This is a genomic window from Nitrosomonas sp. TNE100, from assembly GCF_055387135.1.
This window is the reverse complement of sequence record NZ_AP040997.1, coordinates 1,101,573-1,123,691: the sequence shown is the minus strand read 5'-3', so window position 1 is coordinate 1,123,691 and position 22,119 is coordinate 1,101,573. Positions and strand designations below refer to the sequence as shown.

Genomic DNA, 22,119 nt, shown 5'->3' with positions numbered 1-22,119 from the left:
CCGATAAATTTATCGCTACCAGCCAACCACGTCAATTTCACGTACCACTATGTCTGACAGCCCGCTTCAGCTTTCCGCAATCGATATTGCAACCGGATCGAATCCTTTATATACCGTCTTGTGGATGCACGGGTTGGGGGCCGATGGCAATGACTTTGTCCCTGTTGTACAAACACTTGATTTACCGGCGACCCCAATTCGTTTTTTATTCCCGCATGCTCCTCTACAACCCGTCACCATCAATGGTGGCCATACAATGAGAGCGTGGTATGACATCCAACACACTGATTTTATTAAGCAGGAAGATAAAGCCGGGTTGTACAGATCACAACGCGCAATCGTAGCATTGATCGAACACGAAAACCAGAGAGGTATTCCGTCCAGTCACATTATCCTTGCCGGGTTCTCGCAGGGCGCTGCCATGGCGTTGCACGTAGGCTTGCGCCACCCTGACAAGCTGGCTGGCATTATGGTTCTGTCAGGATATCTTCCTCTTGTTCACGAGATCAGACAGGAGGCACATGTAGCCAATCAATTAACTCCCATATTCATGGCTCATGGCAGTTATGATCCTGTTGTCCCTGTTAAATTAGCCCAATCTTCGCTACAGTTGCTGCGCGATTACCATTACTCTGTTGACTGGCATGAATATCCGATGGCGCACGCTATATGTGACCAGGAACTGATTGATATCTCCCGCTGGCTAAAAAACATTCTGAAGGAAGCTTAAATTTCAGATCATCAAAACAGATAGTTATGACATATGACAACACTCACTACTCGCATCGAACCGGCTGGCTACGGGCGGCAGTACTGGGCGCCAACGATGGTATCGTTTCCACGGCTAGCCTGATTATTGGTGTGGCATCTGCGCATGCAGGTACTGAGGATATTCTGCTGGCAGGCGTAGCAGGTCTCGTTGCCGGCGCCATGTCCATGGCTGCAGGAGAATACGTTTCTGTAAGCTCCCAGGCAGACACAGAAAAAGCAGATATTGCACTTGAACAGTATCATCTTATCCGGGATATCAATTATGAGATCCAGGAGCTGACAGATATTTACATCGGGAGAGGTGTTAAGCCCGAGCTGGCCAAGGAGGTGGCCAGACAGCTGATGGCACATGATGCGCTGGGCGCTCACCTCAGAGATGAATTGGGCCTGCATGAGCACATCAATGCAAATCCTATTCTCGCCGCTCTCACCTCGGCAGGCATGTTTACTCTCGGGGCATCCATGCCGCTCCTGGCAACCATCATTGCTCCTGCATCACAGATTATCCCTGTTGTGACAGCCACCTCCCTTCTTTCCTTGACTGCCCTGGGCACACTGGCTGCTTATCTTGGAAGAGCAAGTATATTGAAAGGTGCTACACGCGTGGTTTTCTGGGGGGCACTTGCCATGGGATTTACCGCACTCACTGGCACACTTTTTGAAAAAATCACCTGAATGCGATTAAATAACGGCAATACCGTCGGCTTTACATCATTTCAATCAACACAATACCCGAGCTGGTTTATTCAAAAGGAGTGTAACCTTGGATCTGATTTTATGGCGCCATGCTGAAGCAGAAGATCGTATTCCTGATGCAGCACGTGAATTAACTGAAAAAGGTTTGAAACAGGCACAAAAAATGGCTGGATGGCTGAAATCTAAATTGCCACCAGATACACACATCATAGTCAGCCCGGCCAAACGCACCCAGCAAACCGCCTCGGCACTGACTACCCGTTTTGAAACTAGCGATCAAGTAGGAACTGGTGCCACTCCGTACAAAGTGCTTAATGCAATTGCCTGGCCTGAGGCAGAAGGCACTGTACTGGTAGTGGGGCATCAACCAACGCTGGGAGAAATAGCCTCTCTCCTGTTAAAAGGGGATGAAACGGGTTTTAGTGTACGAAAGGGCTCTGTCTGGTGGTTCAGTTGCAAGCAAAAAGATGAGCGAGAAAGTATTATCCTGCGAGCCGTAATGACCCCCGAGATACTGTAAATCCCTTAAATAGCATGGAAAATGACTGCTGACACTGACCTCATACAGCAGAATTGCCTGTATCCTTGCTTATTCCGAGATCCCTTATCAAAGAGGTTGGACCAAAATACAAATACGTTTCCCATGAAAATACTGCCCTCACTGTTTTCACCTGCCGGCAAAAACGCAAAGTTATCTATTGTTATTCATCATCGTGTTTTACCCGAACCTGATCTTCTGCTTGGCAGCGGCGGGATAAAGACGTTTGAAACAGGCTTGAACTACCTGGTTAATAACTTCAATGTTCTGCCCTTATCCGAGGCAGTAAACAGGTTGCGCAGCGGCACCCTGCCCAGTTGTGCCGCCTGTATCACATTTGACGACGGCTACGCAGATAATGCTGAAATAGCACTCCCTCTTCTCCAGCAATATGGAGTATCCGCCACTTTTTTCGTTGCTTCTGGTTTTCTTGATGGCGGAAGAATGTGGAACGATACTGTCATCGAATCAGTACGCCTTGCCAAAGGGGATAAACTTGACCTAAGTTCAATCAATCTGGGTATTCATGTAATTACCACGCTTGAACAAAAGAGGAAAGCTTTAACTTTTCTGATAGGCAAGCTGAAATATCTGTCTCATGAAACAAGGGCTTCTCAGGTAGAAAAACTTAGCACCATTATTTCAGCCGAATTACCAGATAATCTCATGATGACTTCGGCACAAGTCAAACGGTTACACGATGCAGGAATGGAAATAGGCGGCCACACCGTCACCCATCCGATACTTGCGAGCATTGATGATACGACTGCTCGTATGGAAATAACGGAAGGCAAGGTAAGGCTTGAAGCAATCATTGGCGCGCCAGTACGCCTGTTTGCCTACCCAAATGGCAAGCCGGGAAAAGACTATCTACCTGCACACATAAAAATGATTAAAGAAGCCGGGTTTGAAGCTGCCGTTTCAACAGCATGGGGAGCTGCCCGGCAGAATAGCGACCTCTTTCAGCTGCCACGCTTCACCCCCTGGGATAAAAGTGAATTGTTCTATGTACTACGCATGACTCGCAACATGAAGCAGGAAATTCAGGTTGTGTGACGCAAAGCTAGACCCGCAGGAATACCATGGTAAATGTCCCTCACTGTGAATAGCAGCGCAATCAGTGGCTGTGTCCGGTAGGGTACAGCATGAAAAAGGCCTGTACGGAAACTCCGTACAGGCTCGAAGGGCGGCCGGATGAGATTGGCCATTAGAGTTTACGGTTAAGAAAAATCCGCGTACAAAATTACTGTATATGTCGCTGAATCTGCAAAATCGTTCGGTAACAGCGAAATTGTGTTAGATCTTGAATTCCCAACATCCAATCAAGCCTGCTACTGAGAATGACCATAAACCCATGCTACAACGAATACCGTTCCAGCATTTTCCAGAAGACGCATGAATAAACCGGCTATATTGCAGTCATACCAGCCACTTAATAACCAATTCGCTTGAAAAGACTTATCTTGTTATCATTACAAATCACTGCGCTAAATCTCAACCCCGATAGCAATACTCCCAGCACATGGCAAAAGGCCCATCGCAATGCATCGAAGTAGTTAACAGCAAGACGACTAACAGGAGATCGCAAATGAAGATTTCAGCCATCTTGAAAACACATGATAAAACTGATTTGGCAATACTGCTGCTGCGTGTAACAACAGGCGGAACGTTTATGGCACACGGTGTGCAGAAATTGTTTGGCTGGTTTGGTGGTTACGGTCTGGAAGCCACGGGCCAATGGATGGATTCAATCGGCCTCAGCCCGGGTTATTTGATGGCATTGCTGGCAGGTTCGGGCGAGTTTTTTGGAGGCTTGGCACTGTTGCTGGGTATGCTGACTCGCCCGGCAGCGTTGGGAACCGCACTGATCATGCTGGTTGCGATGGTTGTTGTACATTGGACAAACGGTTTCTTCATCACAAACAGTGGCTACGAATACTCCCTTATCTTAATGGTAATAAGCATTTGTATCCTGCTGCACGGTGCAGGCAAGTATTCACTTGATCACACTCTGCAAGCAATGTTTCCTAACAAACCGGAGAAATAATTAGTGGGACTTTTAATTGATGGCACATGGCATGACCAGTGGTACACCTCTGAAAATGGAGAATTTGTGCGCGAGCATGCTCAATATCGCAACTGGGTCACGGCAGATGGACAACCCGGCCTATCCGGAGACGGTGGTTTTGCTGCTGAATCAGGACGCTATCATTTATTCGTATCGTTGGCCTGCCCGTGGGCGCACCGCACCCTGATTTTTCGTCTCCTGAAAGATCTGGAAAAACATATCGGCGTTACCGTTGTTGACCCCAAGATGCTGAAACATGGGTGGACATTCAGTGAAGTCTCCCAGGACAATCCCATAGCAAATATTCAATATCTGTACCAGCTCTATATTCACGTCAAACCGGATTACACCGGCCGGGTTACTGTACCGGTATTATGGGACAAGCAACGCAACATGATCGTCAGCAATGAATCGTCTGAAATCATCCGCATGTTCAATAGCGCATTTGATGCAATAACTGGCAATGATCTGGATTTTTATCCTGAGGTGTTACGCAATGAAATTGATGCAATTAATGAAGTGGTGTACCGGGATTTCAACAATGGTGTTTACAGAGCCGGTTTTGCCACCGAGCAGTCAGCTTATGAAAAGGCTTACAACCAGGTTTTCGCCAGACTGGATAAAATTGATAACATACTAAGTAAATGTCGCTACCTCGCGGGTGATCAGCTGACCGAAGCCGACTGGCGGCTATTTACTACCCTTATCCGCTTTGACAGCGTGTATTACAGCCATTTTAAACTCAACAAACAGCGAATCGAGGATTATCCGAATTTATCCAACTACCTGCGTGCGTTATACCAAATGCCAGGTATCGCCAGTACCACAAATTTCGGGCATATCAAAACTCACTACTATTACAGTCACTCGATGATCAATCCAACCCGGATCGTCCCGAAAGGGCCGGAGATCGATTATACCCGGCCGCACAACCGGGGATAAGACGAGATATAGGCTTCCCCCGGGCGATCAGGTGTTGTCAGGCTTTGTGATATCCCAGCACCACCTCAACTTCGTTCTTTGATCCCAGAATCACGGGCACGCGCTGGTGCAAATTCTCTGGCGAGATATCCAGAATGCGTTCGTAGCCGGTTGTAGACAAACCACCTGCCTGCTCAACGATAAAACTCATCGGGCTGGCTTCATACATCAGGCGTAATCGGCCAGGCTTGCTTGGATCCTTGGTGTCGCGCGGATACATAAAAATGCCACCACGGGTAAGAATACGATGCACTTCCGCCACCATCGAAGCCACCCAACGCATATTAAAATCACGATTGCGCGGGCCAGTACTGCCTGCCAGGCATTCTGATACGTACCGCTGCACCGGTTCCTCCCAGAAGCGCTGATTAGATGCGTTAATAGCAAATTCCCTGGTGTCAGCAGGAATCTTCATGCCTGGATGGGTCAGCACAAATTCACCGATATCGCGATCCAGTGTAAAGCCGTTGACACCATGACCCGTAGTCAGCACCAGCATGGTGGAAGAACCATACAAGGCATAGCCGGCACAGACTTGCTTGGTGCCAGGCTGTAAAAAATCTTCCATACTGGCAGCCTGTCCGGGTACCGGTGCGCGCAGAATCGAGAAAATGGTCCCAACCGAAATATTGATATCAACGTTGCTAGAGCCATCCAACGGATCGAATACCAGCAGATACTTGCCAAGTGGATACCGGTTCGGGATCAAATAAACATCGTCCATTTCTTCCGAAGCCATACCTGCCAGATGACCGGCCCATTCATTATGGCGAATCATAATTTCGTTGGTGATCACATCCAGCTTCTTTTGTGTTTCACCCTGGACATTTTCCGTATCCAGCGCCCCCATGACACCAATCAGTGCACCTTTGTTTACCGCGTTGGAAATGGTCTTGATGGCGGTCACGATATCGTTCAGTAGCGCGGTGAAATCACCGCTTGCACCCGCAATGTGGCGCTGATCTTCAATGATAAATTGGGTAAGGGTAGTACCGGTATGCATCGGAATTCCTCTTGAGAAATTAAAAAAGCATTAATTATACTGGTTTGGCAACATGGACGAGTGTGTGAAAAAATGGTTACCAATCCTCGTTCTTTAAAATTACTGTTTACCAGTAAAGATCTGGGATCTGAAATCCTAAATTACCAGCAATATTCAGCCCTACTCTTCGATTTTTTCCGATCCGCCTTTTTACCTGTTAGATCTCATGTGCCATACTTGTCTGAGTTGTTTTACATCCACACTTTTAAAAGGAGGCTTGTGATGTCTTCAGATACAACAGAAAACATGGGATTCGATCTGACCCAAGGGATTACCTTGGCTGATTTTGGTGATCAACAGCTATTGCGCGGTCAGGTCGGAGATGAATCCATAATACTGGTACGTACTGGTAATGAAATCATGGCAATTGGCGCCCATTGCACGCATTACGGTGGCCCTTTGGAAGAAGGTCTGGTTGTCGGTGCAACAATACGTTGCCCTTGGCATCACGCTTGTTTTTCACTGCGTAGCGGCGAGGCACTCGGTGCACCTGCTTTTGATCCACTGCCTTGCTGGAAAGTCGAGCGCGATGGGGAGCGTATTTTTGTTCGTAATATAATCTCTCCTGCACCACAACCCGAACCGATAATTGCAGCAGCTGATCAACCTAAAAACATTGTCATTGTGGGAGGTGGTGCAGCAGGATTTGCCTGTGCTGAAATGTTGCGACGACGCGGCTATCAGGGGCACCTCACTATACTAAGTGAGGATACCGACGCACCTTGTGACCGTCCTAATTTGTCCAAAGATTATCTGGCCGGTACGGCGCCTGAAGAATGGATGCCTTTGCGACCCGATGACTTCTATAAAGACAATCACATTGATCTGCAACTCGGTACCGTAGTGCAACATATCGATACCGCCAACCATCAGATAACTACAAAAGATGATCGCAGTATTTCATTCGATCGTCTTGTCCTGGCCACCGGAGCGGAGCCCATCCGGCTACCCATTCCCGGTCAGGACGGCGCACATGTATTTACCCTGCGTTCTTTTTCCGATAGCCGTCGCATCATTGAATATGCAAAAAACGCCAGGACAGTCGTAGTACTTGGCTCAGGATTCATTGGTCTGGAAGTGGCCGCCGCTTTGCGCGCACGCGGGCTCGCCGTGCATGTCGTGTCACTCGATCAGAGTCCGCTGCAAAATGTACTGGGTTCCGAGCTGGGTAATTTCATCCGCAGCCTGCATGAAGCACACGGTGTGACATTTCACACGGAAACATCTCTGACGACCATTGAACCTGAATCAGTGACATTAAGTAATGGAGACAAGCTGACTGCCGAACTCGTTATTCTTGGTGTGGGTGTGCGACCACGTACCACACTAGCTGAATCAGCCGGCCTCAACGTTGACAAAGGTATCCTGGTGGACGAGTATCTGCAAACCAACGTGCCGGAAATTTATGCTGCAGGTGATGTGGCCCGCTGGCGCGATAAAGCAAGCGGTCAGGCGTTACGTATCGAACATTGGGTGGTAGCAGAACGACAAGGGCAAGTGGTAGCTGAAAATCTACTGGGTGCCAACAAAAAATTTCAGGACGTGCCATTTTTCTGGAGCGTACATTACGACCTGACTATCAATTACGCTGGCCATGCCCAATCATGGGATGCGATTGAAATCGACGGTGATATAGCCGCTCGTGACTGTCTGGTGCGTTATCAGAAAAATGGAATAACCATTGCAGTTGCCGGGATCGGGCGTGATAAACAGATTCTGGAATTTGCAGCAGCAAACGCATAGCCAGATACTTCGGCCACTGCACCATTCCATGTTAGTCAGAGTTAAATTATTTCTGTCTTTTCTGCTCACTACTCAGCTGGTAGTCATGGGGATGCATTTTCCCCCACTGGTCACTGGAGCAAGGGTTCACTGAATTTATTGAAAATAAGTATAAGGAATACTACGCTGATCATCATGGCTGGAATGAGTTGTTAGATCACCGACCCGTTGCCAACAGTCAGAACGGCAACGAGCCAGAGGCCGAGAACGGCAATGAAGTTGACCGTAAATACGATGCCTCTGAGCCGAATATTGCGGGTGAAGATTTGGACAGCACTGTGTAACACTCTGCCACCAACAAAGATCCATGCAAGTACAACAGCAATAAGGTCCGGCTGTATTTGAAAAAATATCAAGCAAGCAACATGAAAGAAAACAGGCCACTCAAACTGGCTGGACAAATTGGCGCTGATACGAGGCTCCAAGGCTGCCCAAGGGTTGCTGCCATCAGCACCACGGCCGATTCCCCATACGACCGGAGCCCGCGCAATAGTAAGAAGAAAGTAGAGGGTAGCTGCGAGTGCGACGTGTGCTGCCATGGGGGCTATCAGGGTTTGAAGCATTTATGGTTCCCAGTTTCGGCGTGTTGTAAGAAGTGGCCTAACGCTCGTTGGTAAGGGGCTGGAGCGCAATGTAATTGGCTTACTATTGATTATCTTGTATGTACGTTTCGGTGAGCTAGTATAAACAAATAAAAAACTTTCTTTTAGCTAAACACCTTGAATAACATCAGATACGAACAGCTTGCCTGACTGTACCAGTCAGTTTTGCCAGGATGTGTGAGGCCATATCCTGCAAGGGCACCACTTCATCAGTCGCACCAACAGCAATTGCTTCCCGGGGCATACCGAACACCACGCAACTGGCTTCATCCTGTGCCAGGTTATAGGCACCTGCATGATGCATTGCTAGCATTCCTACTGCACCATCCTTGCCCATGCCTGTCAGAATCACACCAACCGCATTCTTCCCAGCGCACTGTGCAGCAGACTGAAACAGTACATCCACGGATGGGCGATGGCGGTTGACCGGATCTGCCTGACTCAGCTCGGTAATATAATTGGCTCCACTCTTTTTCAGCAGGAGATGAGAATGGCCCGGCGCAATATAGGCATGGCCCGGTAAAACACGCTCCCCTCCTTCGGATTCCGTTACCCGGATTCTGCAGAGCCGATCCAGCCGTTCAGCGAAAGAACGGGTAAATCCTTCCGGCATGTGCTGGGCAATCAGAATACCTGGACAATCCGGCGGAAAATGAATCAGCACATCCTTGATGGCTTCGGTACCGCCCGTAGATGCACCGATAATAATCAGCTTTTCGGTTGAGATACTATGATGGCGCGGAATCTGTAAAGCTCTACCACTCGCAGCAGCGCCAGGCTCCAGGCGACGGATACGTGCTGTGCTGGCAATGCGAATTTTGCTGGCAATCTCGCTACCATAAGCTTCGAGGCCATGGCGAATATCCATTTTGGGCTTGGCAACAAAATCGATTGCGCCTAGTTCAAGTGCGCGGAAAGTCGTTTCCGAGCCACATTCGGTCAACGTAGAAACCATCACTACCGGCATGGGCCGCAACCGCATCAGTTTTTCCAGAAATTCCAGCCCGTCCATTTTGGGCATTTCCACATCCAATGTCAGCACATCCGGATTCAATGTCCGGATCATTTCACGCGCTACCAGTGGATCCGGTGCTGCCCCGATTACTTCCATATCCGATTGGCTATTGATGATCTCGGCCAGTAATTTACGAATCAAGGCAGAATCATCGATAACAAGCACACTGATTTTTTTCATGGGTACCCCTCAATATTCAGGAGAATTCGTCTATATTCCCGGTTTTACTGTGGATAGCAGTAACCGGCTGTAATGTTTCTCACGCTTGGCAATGGTATCGTTATGCGATACGTGCAGTTTCTTTAGTAATACCCGGCCACTTTTGGGAAAAAAATGCAGTTTGCGTGGATAAAACCCCTCCAGATCTCCCGCCAGAATGGGAATCTCGTACTCGGCCAGATATTTTTTTACAAATCTGGCGTTTTGTGAGCCAATCGCCGAAGTAACCATGACCGGTTGAACATTGCCACCACCAAATACCTTGGCAACCAGATTTTGTTTGCGCGCACCATTTTTAAGCAATTCCCGAATCAGGATACCCATTGCATAACCGCCAAAACGTGCACATTCAATTGGGAATCCGCTGCTATTTTCACTGCTTGGCAGCATAAAATGATTCATGCCACCTATCCTGCTCTGCTGGTCATAGATACAAGCAGAAACACAGGAACCCAGTACTGTACTCAACACCATCTCTCGGGTGGTTACAAAGTACTCCCCGGGTAACAGCTTGACCGCATCAATATTTAAACGCTGATCAAAATAGAAATTTGAAGCAAACTGAGGATCAACCATGGCAGGATAGGGTTGCGTGGCAATTCATCGGATCTGTTTTTGCTGCAAAGATATGCATACCCCTAGCTCCGCTCTGTTGTTATTTGATAACCGGCTTGTAGACAGTTCTATCAATGAGTTTGATCAGATCAGAAGCGTGTTGAAATACCTCCGAATGGCCCATGAACAGCAATCCATCACGATTCAGTAAAGGCACAAATTTCTGCAAAATCTGGTATTGCGTCGGCTTGTCGAAATAAATCATGACATTACGACAGAAAATTGCATTGAATGGCCCGTGCATAGGCCACCTGGCATCCAGCAGATTGAGCTGTCTGAAAGTAATCATGTCGCGCAATTCCTGCCTGACCCGGGCATATCCGGAAGTATGGTTCTTGCCCTTGAGAAAGAACCGCCTGATTCTTTCAGGTGACATGGATTCCAGCCTGTCCAGAGAATAAACACCTTCACGTGCGGCAGCCAGCACCTCGGTATCAATATCGGTGGCGAGGATACGCACGGGGGGCTTCAGGGAACCAAAGGTTTCCACCATCGTCATGGCCATCGAATAAGCCTCCTCCCCAGTGGAAGCTGCACTGCACCAGAGCTTTACGGTCTGTCCGGGTTGCCGCGTTTTGACATGCTCAGCCAATATTGGAAAATGATGTGTTTCCCGAAAAAAAGCAGTCAGATTGGTTGTCAGCGCATTAACGAAGGATTCCCATTCCACGTCCTCGCTGTCTCTTTCCAGTTGTTCCAGGTAATCACTGAAGTTTTTCAGGCCGGTTGCACGCAAACGTCGCGACAAACGGGTATAGACCATCTCCTGACGATTCTCGGCCAGCGCAATGCCAGCACGCGCATAAATCATTTTCTTTATACATTCGAAATCGCGTGCAGAGAATGCATATTCGCGTGAATTATGTTCACTGGGCTGCGGCGCTCGCAAAGACGGTGCTTTGTGTTCATGCATCATTTCTTTCTTCCCTTATCATTGCGAAGTGATTTTGTCATCGCGACTGCGAATACAATGCGGCCAGTAGTGTTCCAGTGCCCTTATCCCCTTGCTACTAGATTGTTTCAGCCATTCGCCTCGCAAAGACAGCGGGAGGGAGATTGCTTCCTCACCTTCATATTCGCCAAGACGGGCGTTGTGTTCTATTTCAGAACTCTTCCCATTCCCCGCCCGTGCCGGTGGGTATCGATGCAATATGGCCCTGGGCAGCCACTTTTTTCTGGTTTCCGGCCTGAGGTTTTTTGATCCGAGATAGCCGCTCAACGTTGGTTGCACGGTTAGGGCCACGTCGTTCAACGAATGGCTGATTACTTGCCTGACTGGATAAAGAGCTCTGTTCTAGTTTGAATACAGCCACAGCGCGCGATAACTGTTCCGCCTGCTCACGCATCGATTCGGAAGCTGCCGCCGCCTGTTCCACCAGCGCCGCATTCTGTTGCGTGATTTCATCCATCTGTGAAATTGCCTGATTCACTTGTTCGATACCCTGACTCTGCTCCTGAGAAGCGGCTGAAATCTCGCCCATGATGTCAGTCACGTGTTTGACCGATTGCACGATTTCTTCCATCGTCTTGCCAGCCTGATCCACCTGCTGAGTACCATCTTCTACCTTAAGTACCGAGTTATTGATCAGCTCCTTGATTTCCTTGGCTGCAGCCGCTGAACGTTGCGCCAGCGTGCGCACTTCAGTCGCAACTACCGCAAACCCCCGTCCCTGCTCGCCAGCACGAGCGGCTTCCACCGCTGCATTCAGCGCCAGAATATTGGTCTGGAAAGCGATACCATCGATCACACTGATGATGTCAACAATCTTCTTCGAACTGTCGTTGATCTCGCTCATGGTCTGCACCACTTCACTGACAACCTGTCCTCCCTTCACCGCCACACTGGAAGCAGAGGCAGCAAGCTGGTTGGCCTGGTGTGCATTGCTCGCATTCTGCTTCACGGTTGAAGTCAATTCATCCATGCTGGCGGCTGTCTTCTCCAGATTGGCGGCTTGTTGCTCGGTTCGCTGCGAAAGATCCGTGTTGCCATCGGCAATTTCTTTCGATGCGGTGCCAATCAGACCGACCGCCTCCTTGATCTGGGCGACAATGCCGGTCAGTTGAGTGACGGTTGAATTCGAATCATCCTTCAATCTGCCCAGCATTCCCTGATAATCACGGGTAATTTTCTGGGTCAAATCGCCTTCCGCCATGGCTTCCAATATAGATGCCAATTCATCCAATCCCTGGGAGGTACTTTCCATCAGCCGGTTGATACCTTCGGCCAGTTGCCTGAAGAATCCCTCCTTGCCGATCAAGGTCAGGCGTTTGCTGAAATCCCCTGCCACACCTGCCTGAACGATATCCATAATCTCCCTTTCAATCGTTAACTCCTGAGTACGATCACGCCACTCAACTACTGAACCCACTCGTTCTCCGGATTCACTGGTAACTGGCATCAATACCAGTGAATACGTCCGCTCTCCGATCCTGACGTTATCAATCTGCTGCTGACTGGCCAGAGCTTTCAATCGGCTTTGCAGGGATTTGCGCACTTCCGCTTCATCCTCCTCTTTGGCAAGGATTTCCCGCACCATCCGGTTCATGAAAATGATCATCCCACTGTTATTGGCAATCATGATTGCAGAAGTAGCAATATCCAGCGCATTACGTACGCGCAAATTTTCAACATTCATCCGCTTGGTTTCGGTGAAATCGATTCCTGCACGAATTTGCATGGATTTAAGCGCTTCAGTCAGCTTCCCGATTTCATCATCCCGCTCAATCGTGATTTGGGTGGTGTAATCCCCCTGCGCCATCTTTTCCAGATGATGAATCATGGTATCCAGCGGCTGGCGAATGCAGTGATACAACCACATCCCCATCCCGACCGCCAGGCAGGCGCTCAGCCCCATTCCGGCAAAAGCCAGACTGAATTGATCTTGCATCATCAACCAGGCCGATCCTGCCATCACTAGCAGTGGCACGATACCGGCTCCGATAATCCGGGTCTTCAGGCTGAGATGGCGAAATTTTTCACGTAGCCATCCCAGGGGAGTATCGGCAATGACTTTTCCAGCAACAATCCGTACTTTTGCTGTGCCTTCACGCATTTGACGATACAGTGTCTCGGCGGCCTGAATCTGATCACGTGAGGGCTTACTGCGTACCGACATATGGCCGGTCACCTTGCCATGCTCTTTGACAGGCGTGGCGTTGGCAAAGACCCAGTAATAACCGCCATCTTGATTTCGGTTCTTGACCATACCACTCCATGGCCTGCCCTGTTTGAGCATGTCCCAGAAATCGACAAACGCCTCCGGCGGCATATCCGGATGGCGAATAATATTGTGCGCCTGCCCAATCAGCTCCTGCTCAGTAAAGCCGCTCATCCTGACGAACGGTTCATTGATATAGGTAATCACTCCCTTGGGCGTGGTCCTGGAAACAAGGAATTCGCCATCCCGCATTTCGTGTTCAACGTTGGTAACCGGCAGATTGACTCTCATGATCGTGCTTCCTCAAAAGGTTGTTTTATTCATGCAGCATTACAGATTCATCACTGTCATCACGACTGCGAATACAATGCGGCAGGAAGAGGTCGCTTCTCACCTTTGTGTTTATAAAGACAGACGTTTTGTTCCCCATTTCAAAATTCTTCCCAATCACCATCCGTGCCAGTTGAGGCTGGGGCGGCAGGACTTGCAGTAGCCGTTTTTCGCTGATTTTTGGCTTGTGGTAACCGCTCAACGTTAGTTGCCCGGTTCGGGCTGCGTCGCTCAGTCAATGGGGCATTACCTGCATGACTGGATGAAAATCCCTGCTCCAGTTTGAATACAGCCACAGCACGTGATAATTGCTCTGCCTGCTCACGCATGGATTCAGAAGCTGCTGCTGCCTGTTCCACCAGTGCGGCATTTTGCTGGGTGATTTCATCCATCTGTGTAATCGCCTGATTCACTTGTTCGATCCCCTGGCTCTGTTCCTGGGAAGCGGCCGAAATTTCACCCATGATGTCAGTTACACGCTTAACTGACAGCACCACTTCTTCCATTGTTTTACCAGCCTGATCCACCAGTTGGGTACCATCCTCAACCTTGTGCACCGAATTACTGATCAGATCCTTGATTTCCCTGGCAGCCGCTGCTGAGCGCTGTGCCAGTGTGCGCACTTCGGTCGCGACTACCGCAAATCCGCGTCCCTGTTCGCCGGCACGGGCGGCTTCCACCGCTGCATTCAGCGCCAGAATATTAGTCTGAAAAGCAATGCCGTCGATCACGCTAATAATGTCGACAATCTTCTTGGAACTATCGTTAATCGCACTCATGGTCTGCACCACTTCACCAACAACTTTGCCTCCCTTCATTGCCACATCCGATGCAGAAGCAGCGAGCTGGTTAGCCTGGCGAGCATTGTCCGCATTCTGCCTGACGGTTGAGGTCAACTCTTCCATGCTGGCGGCAGTTTCTTCCAGATTGGCGGCCTGCTCTTCAGTACGCTGCGAAAGATCCGTGTTACCGTCAGCAATCTCTTTCGAAGCGGTGGTGATCAGTCCGGCGGCTTCCTTGATCTGCCTGACAATGCTTGCCAACTGTCCCACGGTGACATTCGAATCATCCTTCATGCGAGCGAACATACCCTGGTACTCACGGGTAATTTTCTGGGTCAGATCGCCATCTGCCAGGGCATCCATAATCCGAATAACGTCCTCCAGGCTGGTTTCACAAGTCTGCATCAACCGGTTCAGATTGTTCACCATGCTCTGGAACTCATATTGATATTTATCTGCATGGCCACGACGGGAGAAATCACCTGCCACTGCACCTTCCACCAGATTCCTGATTTCGATATTAACCGCTTGCAGGCTGGCTTTAACCTTGTCTACCGCCTCAGTCACTTTTGCCTTTTCACCAGGTAATCGATCCATATCTACTGACAGATCACCCTGCGCGTAACGTGAAACAACTTCCACCACTCGCATCTTGACGGCAATATGTCCCGCCACCAGATCATTGACTGCACTGGCAATTTCACCGTAGCTACCCGGAAATTTACCGGCAGGAATCCGGTAGCTAATTGCACCGGCTTCATGCTGTTGTTGCATTTTTTGCTGAGCAGCTACAAAGCTATTCAGTACTCCCACCATCTTGCGCATCGATTTCAGCAACACGGAAATTTCATCATGGCCGGTCACTTCGATATGCTGATCCAGATGACCGTTGGCAATACCATCTGCTACTTGCACGGCCTGATCGATAGAACGGCTGATAGTACGAATCAGCACAAAACCGATTACGCCGGCTAACAGGATTCCCAGTGTCGCCAGCAGGAACATGGTCATAATCATTTTGGAAGAATTCGCCTGCAGCTGTTCATACTCCTGCGCGGTGACATTTTCCTGCAGCTCGATTAACTGCATCAGTGTGTCGTGCACTGATTCATATTTGGGGCCGGCGTCCTGAAGGGTATTCTCCATTGCCGCATCAAAATTACCATTAACAGCATGATTAAGCGTCTGATTGCGTGCAGCCTGATAAGCCCTCCATTGCTCGGTGAAGCGATTGGCCAGCGATTGTTCTTCCGGAATCAGATAGGTCTGGCTGAATTTTTGCCAGAGATCACTGATGCCGGAATCTTCTTCAATCACCTGTCCTGCTCGTTGCCTGGCAACAGCAGTATCACGCGAGTTGCCAGCCAGTAACGCATGCATACGTACTTGTTGCAGTTTGTCCAGGATTTCTGAAAAATGACCAAGCACCACCACCCGGTCCTGATAAATCGTTTCCAGCTGTGCTTTGGATTGATTTAAGCCATACAGCCCGACTGCCCCCACACTGATCAGCAACAGAGACAGCAGGCCAATCACAAAAATCAGCCGTGATTTAATCGTCATGTTCTGCAACATTTTTGCTCCCGATAAATAAAGTAACTTAACTTTTAAAATACTGTGCTCATCGCCATAGCCACTAATACACGCGACTATTCACAAAGCTATTTGCCTGCCGGTTCCAGCAGACCCATTTCCGAACTGCTCATTAATTTTTCGATATCCACCAGAATCAACATGCGCTCTTCCATAGTGCCAAGTCCGATGATGTATTCGGTATCGATTACTCCGCCGAATTCTGGGGTAGGGCGCAAATTCTCTGTATCCAGGTTGATCACATCGGATACGCCATCCACCACGATGCCGATAATTCGCCCGGACAAATTCAGGATAATCACCACAGTGAACTGGTCATAATGGGCTGCGCCCAGATTGAATTTGATGCGCATATCAACGATCGGCACGATCACGCCGCGCAGATTGATAACGCCCTTGATAAATTCGGGTGCGTTGGCGATACGGGTAATGGCGTCATACCCGCGAATTTCCTGGACTTTCAGAATCTCGATACCGTATTCCTCTTTTCCCAGCCGGAATATCAGAAATTCACTGCATGAAAGATCCCGGATCGAGTCAGGTGATTCGCCTGCAGCAGTGGTAGTAGCCGTGGCTTGTGTCAACAACATGGTTTGCTCCTCAGTAATGTGCAATAGGTATCGGCTCTAACGGCTTCTCCCACAGAGGTTTGATCAATTTATTACGCTGCATGGATCATTCTCTGCTTCGTGACATTGACCAGCCCCACAGCATCCAGTATCAGAGCAACACTACCATCACCCATGATGGTTGCGCCTGAAACGCCCTGTACGCGACGATAATTGCTTTCCAGACTTTTGATCACCACCTGGTGTTGCCCAACCAGCGTATCGACAAACATGGCGGCCTTGTTTCCTTCAGCATCAAGGATGACCAGAATGCCTTCATGGATCTCATGCACTTCCGGTTCCAGGCCGAAAATTTCATGCAGAGCAATCACCGGCAGGTACTCGCCGCGCACCTCCACCACCCGACCCTGGCCTCGTATGGTGCGGATATCTTCTGCAGCCGGTTTGAGTGATTCGGTGATATAGGTCAGCGGGATAATAAACAGCTGATCCCCTACCGATACCGATAATCCGTCCAGGATAGCGAGCGTCAGCGGCAAACGAATTGAAATCTTCGTTCTTTGCCCGGTTATTGAGTCAATTTCAACCCGGCCACCAAGACCCTCAATATTGCGTTTGACGACATCCATACCCACACCCCGACCGGAAACATCTGTCACAACTTCTGCCGTGGAAAAACCAGCTTCAAAAATCAGCATCCAGACATCCTGATCGGTCATGTTCTCGCTGATCGCCAACCCCCGGCTGCGAGCCTTATCCAGAATTTTTTCCCGGTTAAGCCCTGCGCCGTCATCTATCACCTCTATAACAACACTGCCGCCCTGGTGCGATGCACGCAGTGTGATCGTGCCGTGAGCAGGTTTACCCAGCGCTTTTCTTTTTTCTGGTGTTTCGATACCGTGATCCAGGCTGTTACGGATCAGATGGGTCAACGGATCAGTGATTTTTTCAATCAATCCTTTATCCAGCTCGGTACCTTCACCCAGGGTTTTGAGATCGACCTGCTTGCCAAGCTTGGAGGCTACATCTCTTACCACCCGGGGAAAACGACTGAATACAAAACTGATGGGCATCATACGAATCGACATGACGGCTTCCTGCAGATCACGAGTATTTCGTTCGAGCTGATTCAGGCCATTGAGCAGTTTTTCAAAAATAACCGGATCGATCTGGCTCGCAGTTTGCGCCAGCATGGCCTGGGTGATAACCAACTCTCCCACCAGATTGATCATTTGATCCACTTTCTCAACACCAACGCGGATGGAAGAAGATTCACCGCTAACGGATCCAGCGTGATCAGCGGATGGCTTATGTTGCGGTGGGGCTACTGCTTTTTTGGCAGGCAGTTGGGTTTTCTGAGTGGCTGAATTAGCAGCAGTTGGAGAGGATACAGCTTCACTAAGCTGCATATCTTGTTGTTCTGATACAGTCTCAACCGTCTGCTGCTCCTGTCGGCATTCCAGTGTTGCTCCGGGAACATCTGCAGCAGGTAATGCGCTTTTATCTATTTTGATAGATAAATTGGCGGGATCAACCAGAAACGCCAGTGCCTCCCAGACATCTTCCTCACTGTCAGTCGTGGCAAGCTGCAATATGCATATTGCTTCGTTATCCGGATCACTCAGGTTTTTCAGCTGCCCCTGCCGCGCCAGATCAATTAACAGCTTCTCCATTACTGACTTGCCAAGATCAGCACAACCAAATTCAATCCGGTAAGTGGTGACATTTCCTGCAACGGATGCTGATTCAGCAGACACTGGGGCCTGTTCAGCAGTGTTCACTGTATGGGGGGCTGATTCCTCTACCGATTCGGGTGCGGACGTTGCGCTATTGCTAACCGTATCTGCTACCAACTCTTTCAGTTTGCGGTTGACGGCATCCACTTCTGCCGGATCGGCGGAACCAGTGCCCCGGTGCCCATCCAGTTGATTTTTTAATACATCCCCAGCACGCAGAAAGGTATCCACCATTTCAGCGCGTAACTTGAGTTCATCCTTACGCAATTTGTCGAGTAGCGATTCAAGCACATGCGTAAGTCCTGTCATATCGGTAAACCCGAATGTTCCCGCTCCGCCCTTGATGGAATGCGCCACACGAAATATCGCGTTCAAATCTTCCGGATTGGGCGACAAAATATCCAGTTTAAGTAGACGTGTTTCCATCTCTGCCAGCAACTCACCCGCTTCTTCAAAAAATATCTGATAAAACTGTTCGAGATCAGTACTCATGAGGACTCCTGTCTGAAATTTGCAACAGCTTACCGCAGCAAAACAAGCCAGTAGTTTCGAACAAACGTATAAACTGCTTTCATTTCCACCTGTTCTGCAGATTGATAAGCAGCAATTGCATACAACAACAGCATTGAATCAGGCTTTATTCCCTTGTAATATCCTCATCTGTAAAGCATTGCTTATATTTCTGAAATTCACGCAACAAGATAATCAAAAGTAAAAATGACAGATTACCCCTACATAATCCGACAACAAGACAGAAAAGTAGCCACTACTTTTATTGACAGTCAGTTAAGTAAAGATTCTGAGTGGTTTGGCACAACAAAACCTCAGCACAGCGCAGCAAAACAGGAATACCTTGCAGCCAGGGCTGATCCGATCCATTTCAATACGTGGTGTCAGAAATGGTTGAATGAAGCCCAGTGGATGGAAATTAGGAAAGTGATCAGCATGCACAAAGATCACAAAGAAAAAAGACAGAGATATACAGAGCCGCATAAAACCATCAGTGTGACGCATCATGCATGGGAGATTCTTTCCGAACTTGCCCTGCAAGATCAGCTCTCCCTGTCCGAGGTCATCGTCAACCGGTTGGGTAATAATCATGCAACCGACTGCTCACCTACGGAATCACGCTATAATCTGGGTAATTGACGAATCGCCGGATGCGTTCCTGAGCATGCGGTGACATGCGAGCCCACCTTGCGCGGGCAGTTAGCATGTTGACAACCTGTTCCCGGTAATGATCACACAATCTTCGATACTGACCACCCCCCTGATTATCTGCCTGAATCGCCTGGCTGATAAATCGAACCAGGTACGGCAGCAATTACAATCTCATGTAAATGAAACTGTATGTTTCCGTATCGGATCCCTGATTTGTCTGTATGTTACGATTACACAGGATGGTCATTTCAGGATGGCAACCGAAGATGAGCACGCCAAAGTGATCCTCAACGTACCAGTCGAACTTACGCCCCGCCTTGCTTCCGGTGATATTGATGCGTTCCGTAAGATTACTGTCTGTGGCGATCCGGCGCTGGCAAATATTTTGCTGTACATGGGCAAGATTTTTCAGGCTGAAATTGAGGAAAATCTGAGCTCTGCCATTGGAGATGTGTTTGCCCGCCGCGTGACTTTGACCGGACAGGAACTGGTACGCTGGCAGCTGGGAAGCATTCGTAATCTATCGCGGGCGCTGGGAGAATTCATTACTGAGGAACGGCCGATAACGGCAAGCCACTCACGATTTTGCCAGACCGGCTCCGAGGTTGCATTACTGCAACAACGGGTTGCGCAACTTGAAGAACGAATTGATACGCTGATTTCACCGCTCTTACAGGCTGTAGAAAATTCGTCCCGGACCGACCAATGATCGGAAGCCGCTCACAACTCGCCTCTGCAATCCGTGCAGATACCACCGGCCCTGCTTGCTGGTAACTTTATTGAACCACCAATCACTTCATGCGCTTTTTCCGTCTATTTAAAATTATCCTGATTGCTTATCGCTTCGGGCTAGATGAAATCCTACTCGAGCAGATTCACCTGCGCGCACTCAAGGTATTTTCACAGCTATTGCCGTTTCGCACTCAACTCAAACAGCCACGCGCGGTCAGATTGCGCCTGGCACTGGAAGCACTGGGGCCCATTTCCATCAAGTTTGGGCAGATGCTATCCACCCGCAGGGATTTGCTTGCCCAGGATTTTGCCGATGAACTGGCTTTTCTCCAGGATCGGGTGCCGCCTTTTCCTTCAGAACAGGCGGTAAAAATACTGGAAACCGTCTATAGAAAGCCGGTAAATGAGGTCTTTCTCGAATTTGATATCAAGCCAGTTGCCAGCGCATCAGTTGCCCAGGTGCACTTTGCCGTACTGCAGGATGGCACACAAGCGGCTGTCAAGATCTTGCGACCAACCATCGCCCCCGTCATTGCACATGATGTGGCGTTGATGGAAACCGGTGCATGGCTGCTTGAATCCATCTGGCCGGATGGCAAGCGACTAAAATTGCGCGAGGTAGTGGCGGAGTTTGCCCGACATCTGGACGATGAACTTGACCTTATTCGGGAAGCCGCTAACTGTAGCCAGTTACGGCGTAATTTCCTCAATTCCCCCTTGCTACAGGTGCCAGAAGTGTATTGGGATTACTGCCATCCAGAAGTCATGGTGATGGAGCGGATGATTGGTACTCCCATCAGCCGTGTAGAGATATTACGTACACAGGGAATCGATGTTCCACAACTTGCCCGCATGGGAGTGGAGATCTTTTTTACCCAGGTGTTCAGGGATGGTTATTTCCATGCTGATATGCATCCCGGTAATATCTTTGTCGGGAGCGATGGCCGCTATATCGCCGTGGATTTTGGCATTATGGGTACGCTGAGTGAACAGGATAAAAATTATCTGGCGCAAAACTTCCTGGCTTTCTTTCGCCGGGACTATCGCCGCGTGGCAGAGACGCACATTGAGGCCGGCTGGGCGCCGAGAAATACGCGCGTAGATGATTTCGAAGCCGCTATCCGGGCCGTGTGTGAACCGATTTTTGATCGACCTTTGAAGGAAATCTACTTTGGACGTGTCCTGCTGCGCCTATTTCAGGCTTCCCGTCAGTTCAACGTGGAAATTCAGCCACAACTGGTTCTGCTTCAGAAAACACTGCTTAATATTGAAGGTCTGGGACGTGATCTGGATCCGGATCTTGATCTCTGGAAAACTGCCAAGCCATTCCTGGAAAACTGGATGGCCGAGCAAATCGGGCTGCGCGGACTTATTACTCACCTGCAGAAGGAAGCAACCAACTGGGCGGTGATGCTACCGCAGTTTCCCCGCCTGATGCACTACAACCTTGATCAGCAACGTGCCCGAAATCTGGAAGACAGACTGGCCGAACTGGTCGCGCAGCAAAAACGTCAAAGCCTGATACTGACACTGGTCGCAGTGCTGTTGGCCGGATTACTACTTGCCCGGGTATATCTCTAAGTGTTCAGTCCCAGATGATTTGAACACTCCAGGTACGATCTCTTTGTAGTTTGGGCCAAGATGCTCAATGGCCATATCAAGTGCTTTGCTAGTTGATAATTGGGCACCATCTTTGAGTACAGCACCTCCAATTCTTCCCGCATTTCTG

At 49.2% G+C, this 22,119-nt stretch carries 19 protein-coding genes; 10 read left to right on the top strand and 9 right to left on the bottom strand.

All coding sequences use genetic code 11. The annotated features are described in order from the left end of the window. Nucleotides 1-49 precede the first annotated feature (49 nt). The 6 genes from ACZ5EJ_RS05455 (at nucleotide 50) to ACZ5EJ_RS05430 (ending at nucleotide 5,015) form a co-directional block, all read left to right on the top strand. Nucleotides 50-730: an alpha/beta hydrolase gene (locus ACZ5EJ_RS05455; RefSeq protein ID WP_074455586.1), complete on the top strand. Its 681-nt coding sequence runs from the start codon at nucleotides 50-52 to the stop codon at nucleotides 728-730. A gap of 26 nt (nucleotides 731-756) precedes the next feature. Continuing rightward, a complete protein-coding gene (locus tag ACZ5EJ_RS05450; RefSeq protein WP_074455587.1) occupies nucleotides 757-1,446 on the top strand; it encodes a VIT1/CCC1 transporter family protein in 690 nt (229 codons plus the stop codon). Nucleotides 1,447-1,534: 88 nt separating this feature from the next. Then, the gene (locus tag ACZ5EJ_RS05445; protein WP_011634255.1) at nucleotides 1,535-1,987 is read left to right on the top strand and encodes a SixA phosphatase family protein; all 453 of its coding nucleotides are present in this window, start codon (nucleotides 1,535-1,537) and stop codon (nucleotides 1,985-1,987) included. A 123-nt stretch (nucleotides 1,988-2,110) separates the two neighbouring features. Beyond that, on the top strand, nucleotides 2,111-3,061 hold the full coding sequence (locus ACZ5EJ_RS05440) for a polysaccharide deacetylase family protein (protein WP_011634254.1): 951 nt from the start codon (nucleotides 2,111-2,113) through the stop codon (nucleotides 3,059-3,061). 532 nt (nucleotides 3,062-3,593) lie between these two features. Beyond that, nucleotides 3,594-4,052: a DoxX family protein gene (locus tag ACZ5EJ_RS05435; RefSeq protein ID WP_011634253.1), complete on the top strand. Its 459-nt coding sequence runs from the start codon at nucleotides 3,594-3,596 to the stop codon at nucleotides 4,050-4,052. 3 nt (nucleotides 4,053-4,055) lie between these two features. Beyond that, on the top strand, nucleotides 4,056-5,015 hold the full coding sequence (locus ACZ5EJ_RS05430; RefSeq protein ID WP_011634252.1) for a glutathione S-transferase family protein: 960 nt from the start codon (nucleotides 4,056-4,058) through the stop codon (nucleotides 5,013-5,015). Nucleotides 5,016-5,052: 37 nt separating this feature from the next. Here ACZ5EJ_RS05430 and ACZ5EJ_RS05425 read toward each other — a convergent pair whose 3' ends face one another. Continuing rightward, the gene (locus ACZ5EJ_RS05425; protein ID WP_011634251.1) at nucleotides 5,053-6,057 is read right to left on the bottom strand and encodes a class 1 fructose-bisphosphatase; all 1,005 of its coding nucleotides are present in this window, start codon (nucleotides 6,055-6,057) and stop codon (nucleotides 5,053-5,055) included. Nucleotides 6,058-6,318: 261 nt separating this feature from the next. On the opposite strand from ACZ5EJ_RS05425, the gene ACZ5EJ_RS05420 reads away from it, so the two are divergent. After that, nucleotides 6,319-7,839, top strand: coding sequence for an FAD-dependent oxidoreductase (locus ACZ5EJ_RS05420; protein ID WP_464557640.1), 1,521 nt, complete (start codon nucleotides 6,319-6,321; stop codon nucleotides 7,837-7,839). A 191-nt stretch (nucleotides 7,840-8,030) separates the two neighbouring features. On the opposite strand, the gene ACZ5EJ_RS05415 is transcribed toward ACZ5EJ_RS05420, so the two are convergent. From ACZ5EJ_RS05415 to ACZ5EJ_RS05380, 8 genes are all read right to left on the bottom strand, one after another. Continuing rightward, a complete protein-coding gene (locus ACZ5EJ_RS05415; protein WP_074684507.1) occupies nucleotides 8,031-8,441 on the bottom strand; it encodes an MAPEG family protein in 411 nt (136 codons plus the stop codon). A gap of 166 nt (nucleotides 8,442-8,607) precedes the next feature. Further along, nucleotides 8,608-9,675 (bottom strand): protein-glutamate methylesterase/protein-glutamine glutaminase, encoded by a 1,068-nt coding sequence (locus ACZ5EJ_RS05410; protein WP_011634248.1) that lies wholly within the window; start codon nucleotides 9,673-9,675, stop codon nucleotides 8,608-8,610. A 30-nt stretch (nucleotides 9,676-9,705) separates the two neighbouring features. After that, the gene (gene cheD, locus ACZ5EJ_RS05405) at nucleotides 9,706-10,290 is read right to left on the bottom strand and encodes a chemoreceptor glutamine deamidase CheD (protein WP_464557638.1); all 585 of its coding nucleotides are present in this window, start codon (nucleotides 10,288-10,290) and stop codon (nucleotides 9,706-9,708) included. Nucleotides 10,291-10,369: 79 nt separating this feature from the next. Next, nucleotides 10,370-11,245 carry a CheR family methyltransferase gene (locus ACZ5EJ_RS05400; RefSeq protein WP_011634246.1) on the bottom strand — a complete coding sequence of 292 codons (876 nt, stop codon included), beginning with the start codon at nucleotides 11,243-11,245 and terminating at the stop codon, nucleotides 10,370-10,372. A 187-nt stretch (nucleotides 11,246-11,432) separates the two neighbouring features. Further along, nucleotides 11,433-13,778, bottom strand: a complete 2,346-nt coding sequence (locus tag ACZ5EJ_RS05395) for a methyl-accepting chemotaxis protein (RefSeq protein WP_011634245.1) — start codon at nucleotides 13,776-13,778, stop codon at nucleotides 11,433-11,435. Nucleotides 13,779-13,918: 140 nt separating this feature from the next. Continuing rightward, the gene (locus ACZ5EJ_RS05390) at nucleotides 13,919-16,174 is read right to left on the bottom strand and encodes a methyl-accepting chemotaxis protein (RefSeq protein ID WP_464557636.1); all 2,256 of its coding nucleotides are present in this window, start codon (nucleotides 16,172-16,174) and stop codon (nucleotides 13,919-13,921) included. An 86-nt stretch (nucleotides 16,175-16,260) separates the two neighbouring features. After that, the gene (locus ACZ5EJ_RS05385; protein WP_011634243.1) at nucleotides 16,261-16,782 is read right to left on the bottom strand and encodes a chemotaxis protein CheW; all 522 of its coding nucleotides are present in this window, start codon (nucleotides 16,780-16,782) and stop codon (nucleotides 16,261-16,263) included. Between the two features lie 71 nt (nucleotides 16,783-16,853). Next, nucleotides 16,854-18,989 (bottom strand): chemotaxis protein CheW, encoded by a 2,136-nt coding sequence (locus ACZ5EJ_RS05380; RefSeq protein WP_464557634.1) that lies wholly within the window; start codon nucleotides 18,987-18,989, stop codon nucleotides 16,854-16,856. Between the two features lie 225 nt (nucleotides 18,990-19,214). On the opposite strand from ACZ5EJ_RS05380, the gene ACZ5EJ_RS05375 reads away from it, so the two are divergent. From ACZ5EJ_RS05375 to ubiB, 3 genes are all read left to right on the top strand, one after another. Continuing rightward, a complete protein-coding gene (locus ACZ5EJ_RS05375; RefSeq protein WP_011634241.1) occupies nucleotides 19,215-19,646 on the top strand; it encodes a hypothetical protein in 432 nt (143 codons plus the stop codon). An 88-nt stretch (nucleotides 19,647-19,734) separates the two neighbouring features. Then, a complete protein-coding gene (locus ACZ5EJ_RS05370; protein WP_074455596.1) occupies nucleotides 19,735-20,367 on the top strand; it encodes a ubiquinone biosynthesis accessory factor UbiJ in 633 nt (210 codons plus the stop codon). An 89-nt stretch (nucleotides 20,368-20,456) separates the two neighbouring features. Continuing rightward, nucleotides 20,457-21,971, top strand: coding sequence for a ubiquinone biosynthesis regulatory protein kinase UbiB (gene ubiB / locus ACZ5EJ_RS05365; RefSeq protein WP_074455597.1), 1,515 nt, complete (start codon nucleotides 20,457-20,459; stop codon nucleotides 21,969-21,971). The last annotated feature ends 148 nt before the right edge of the window (nucleotides 21,972-22,119 follow it).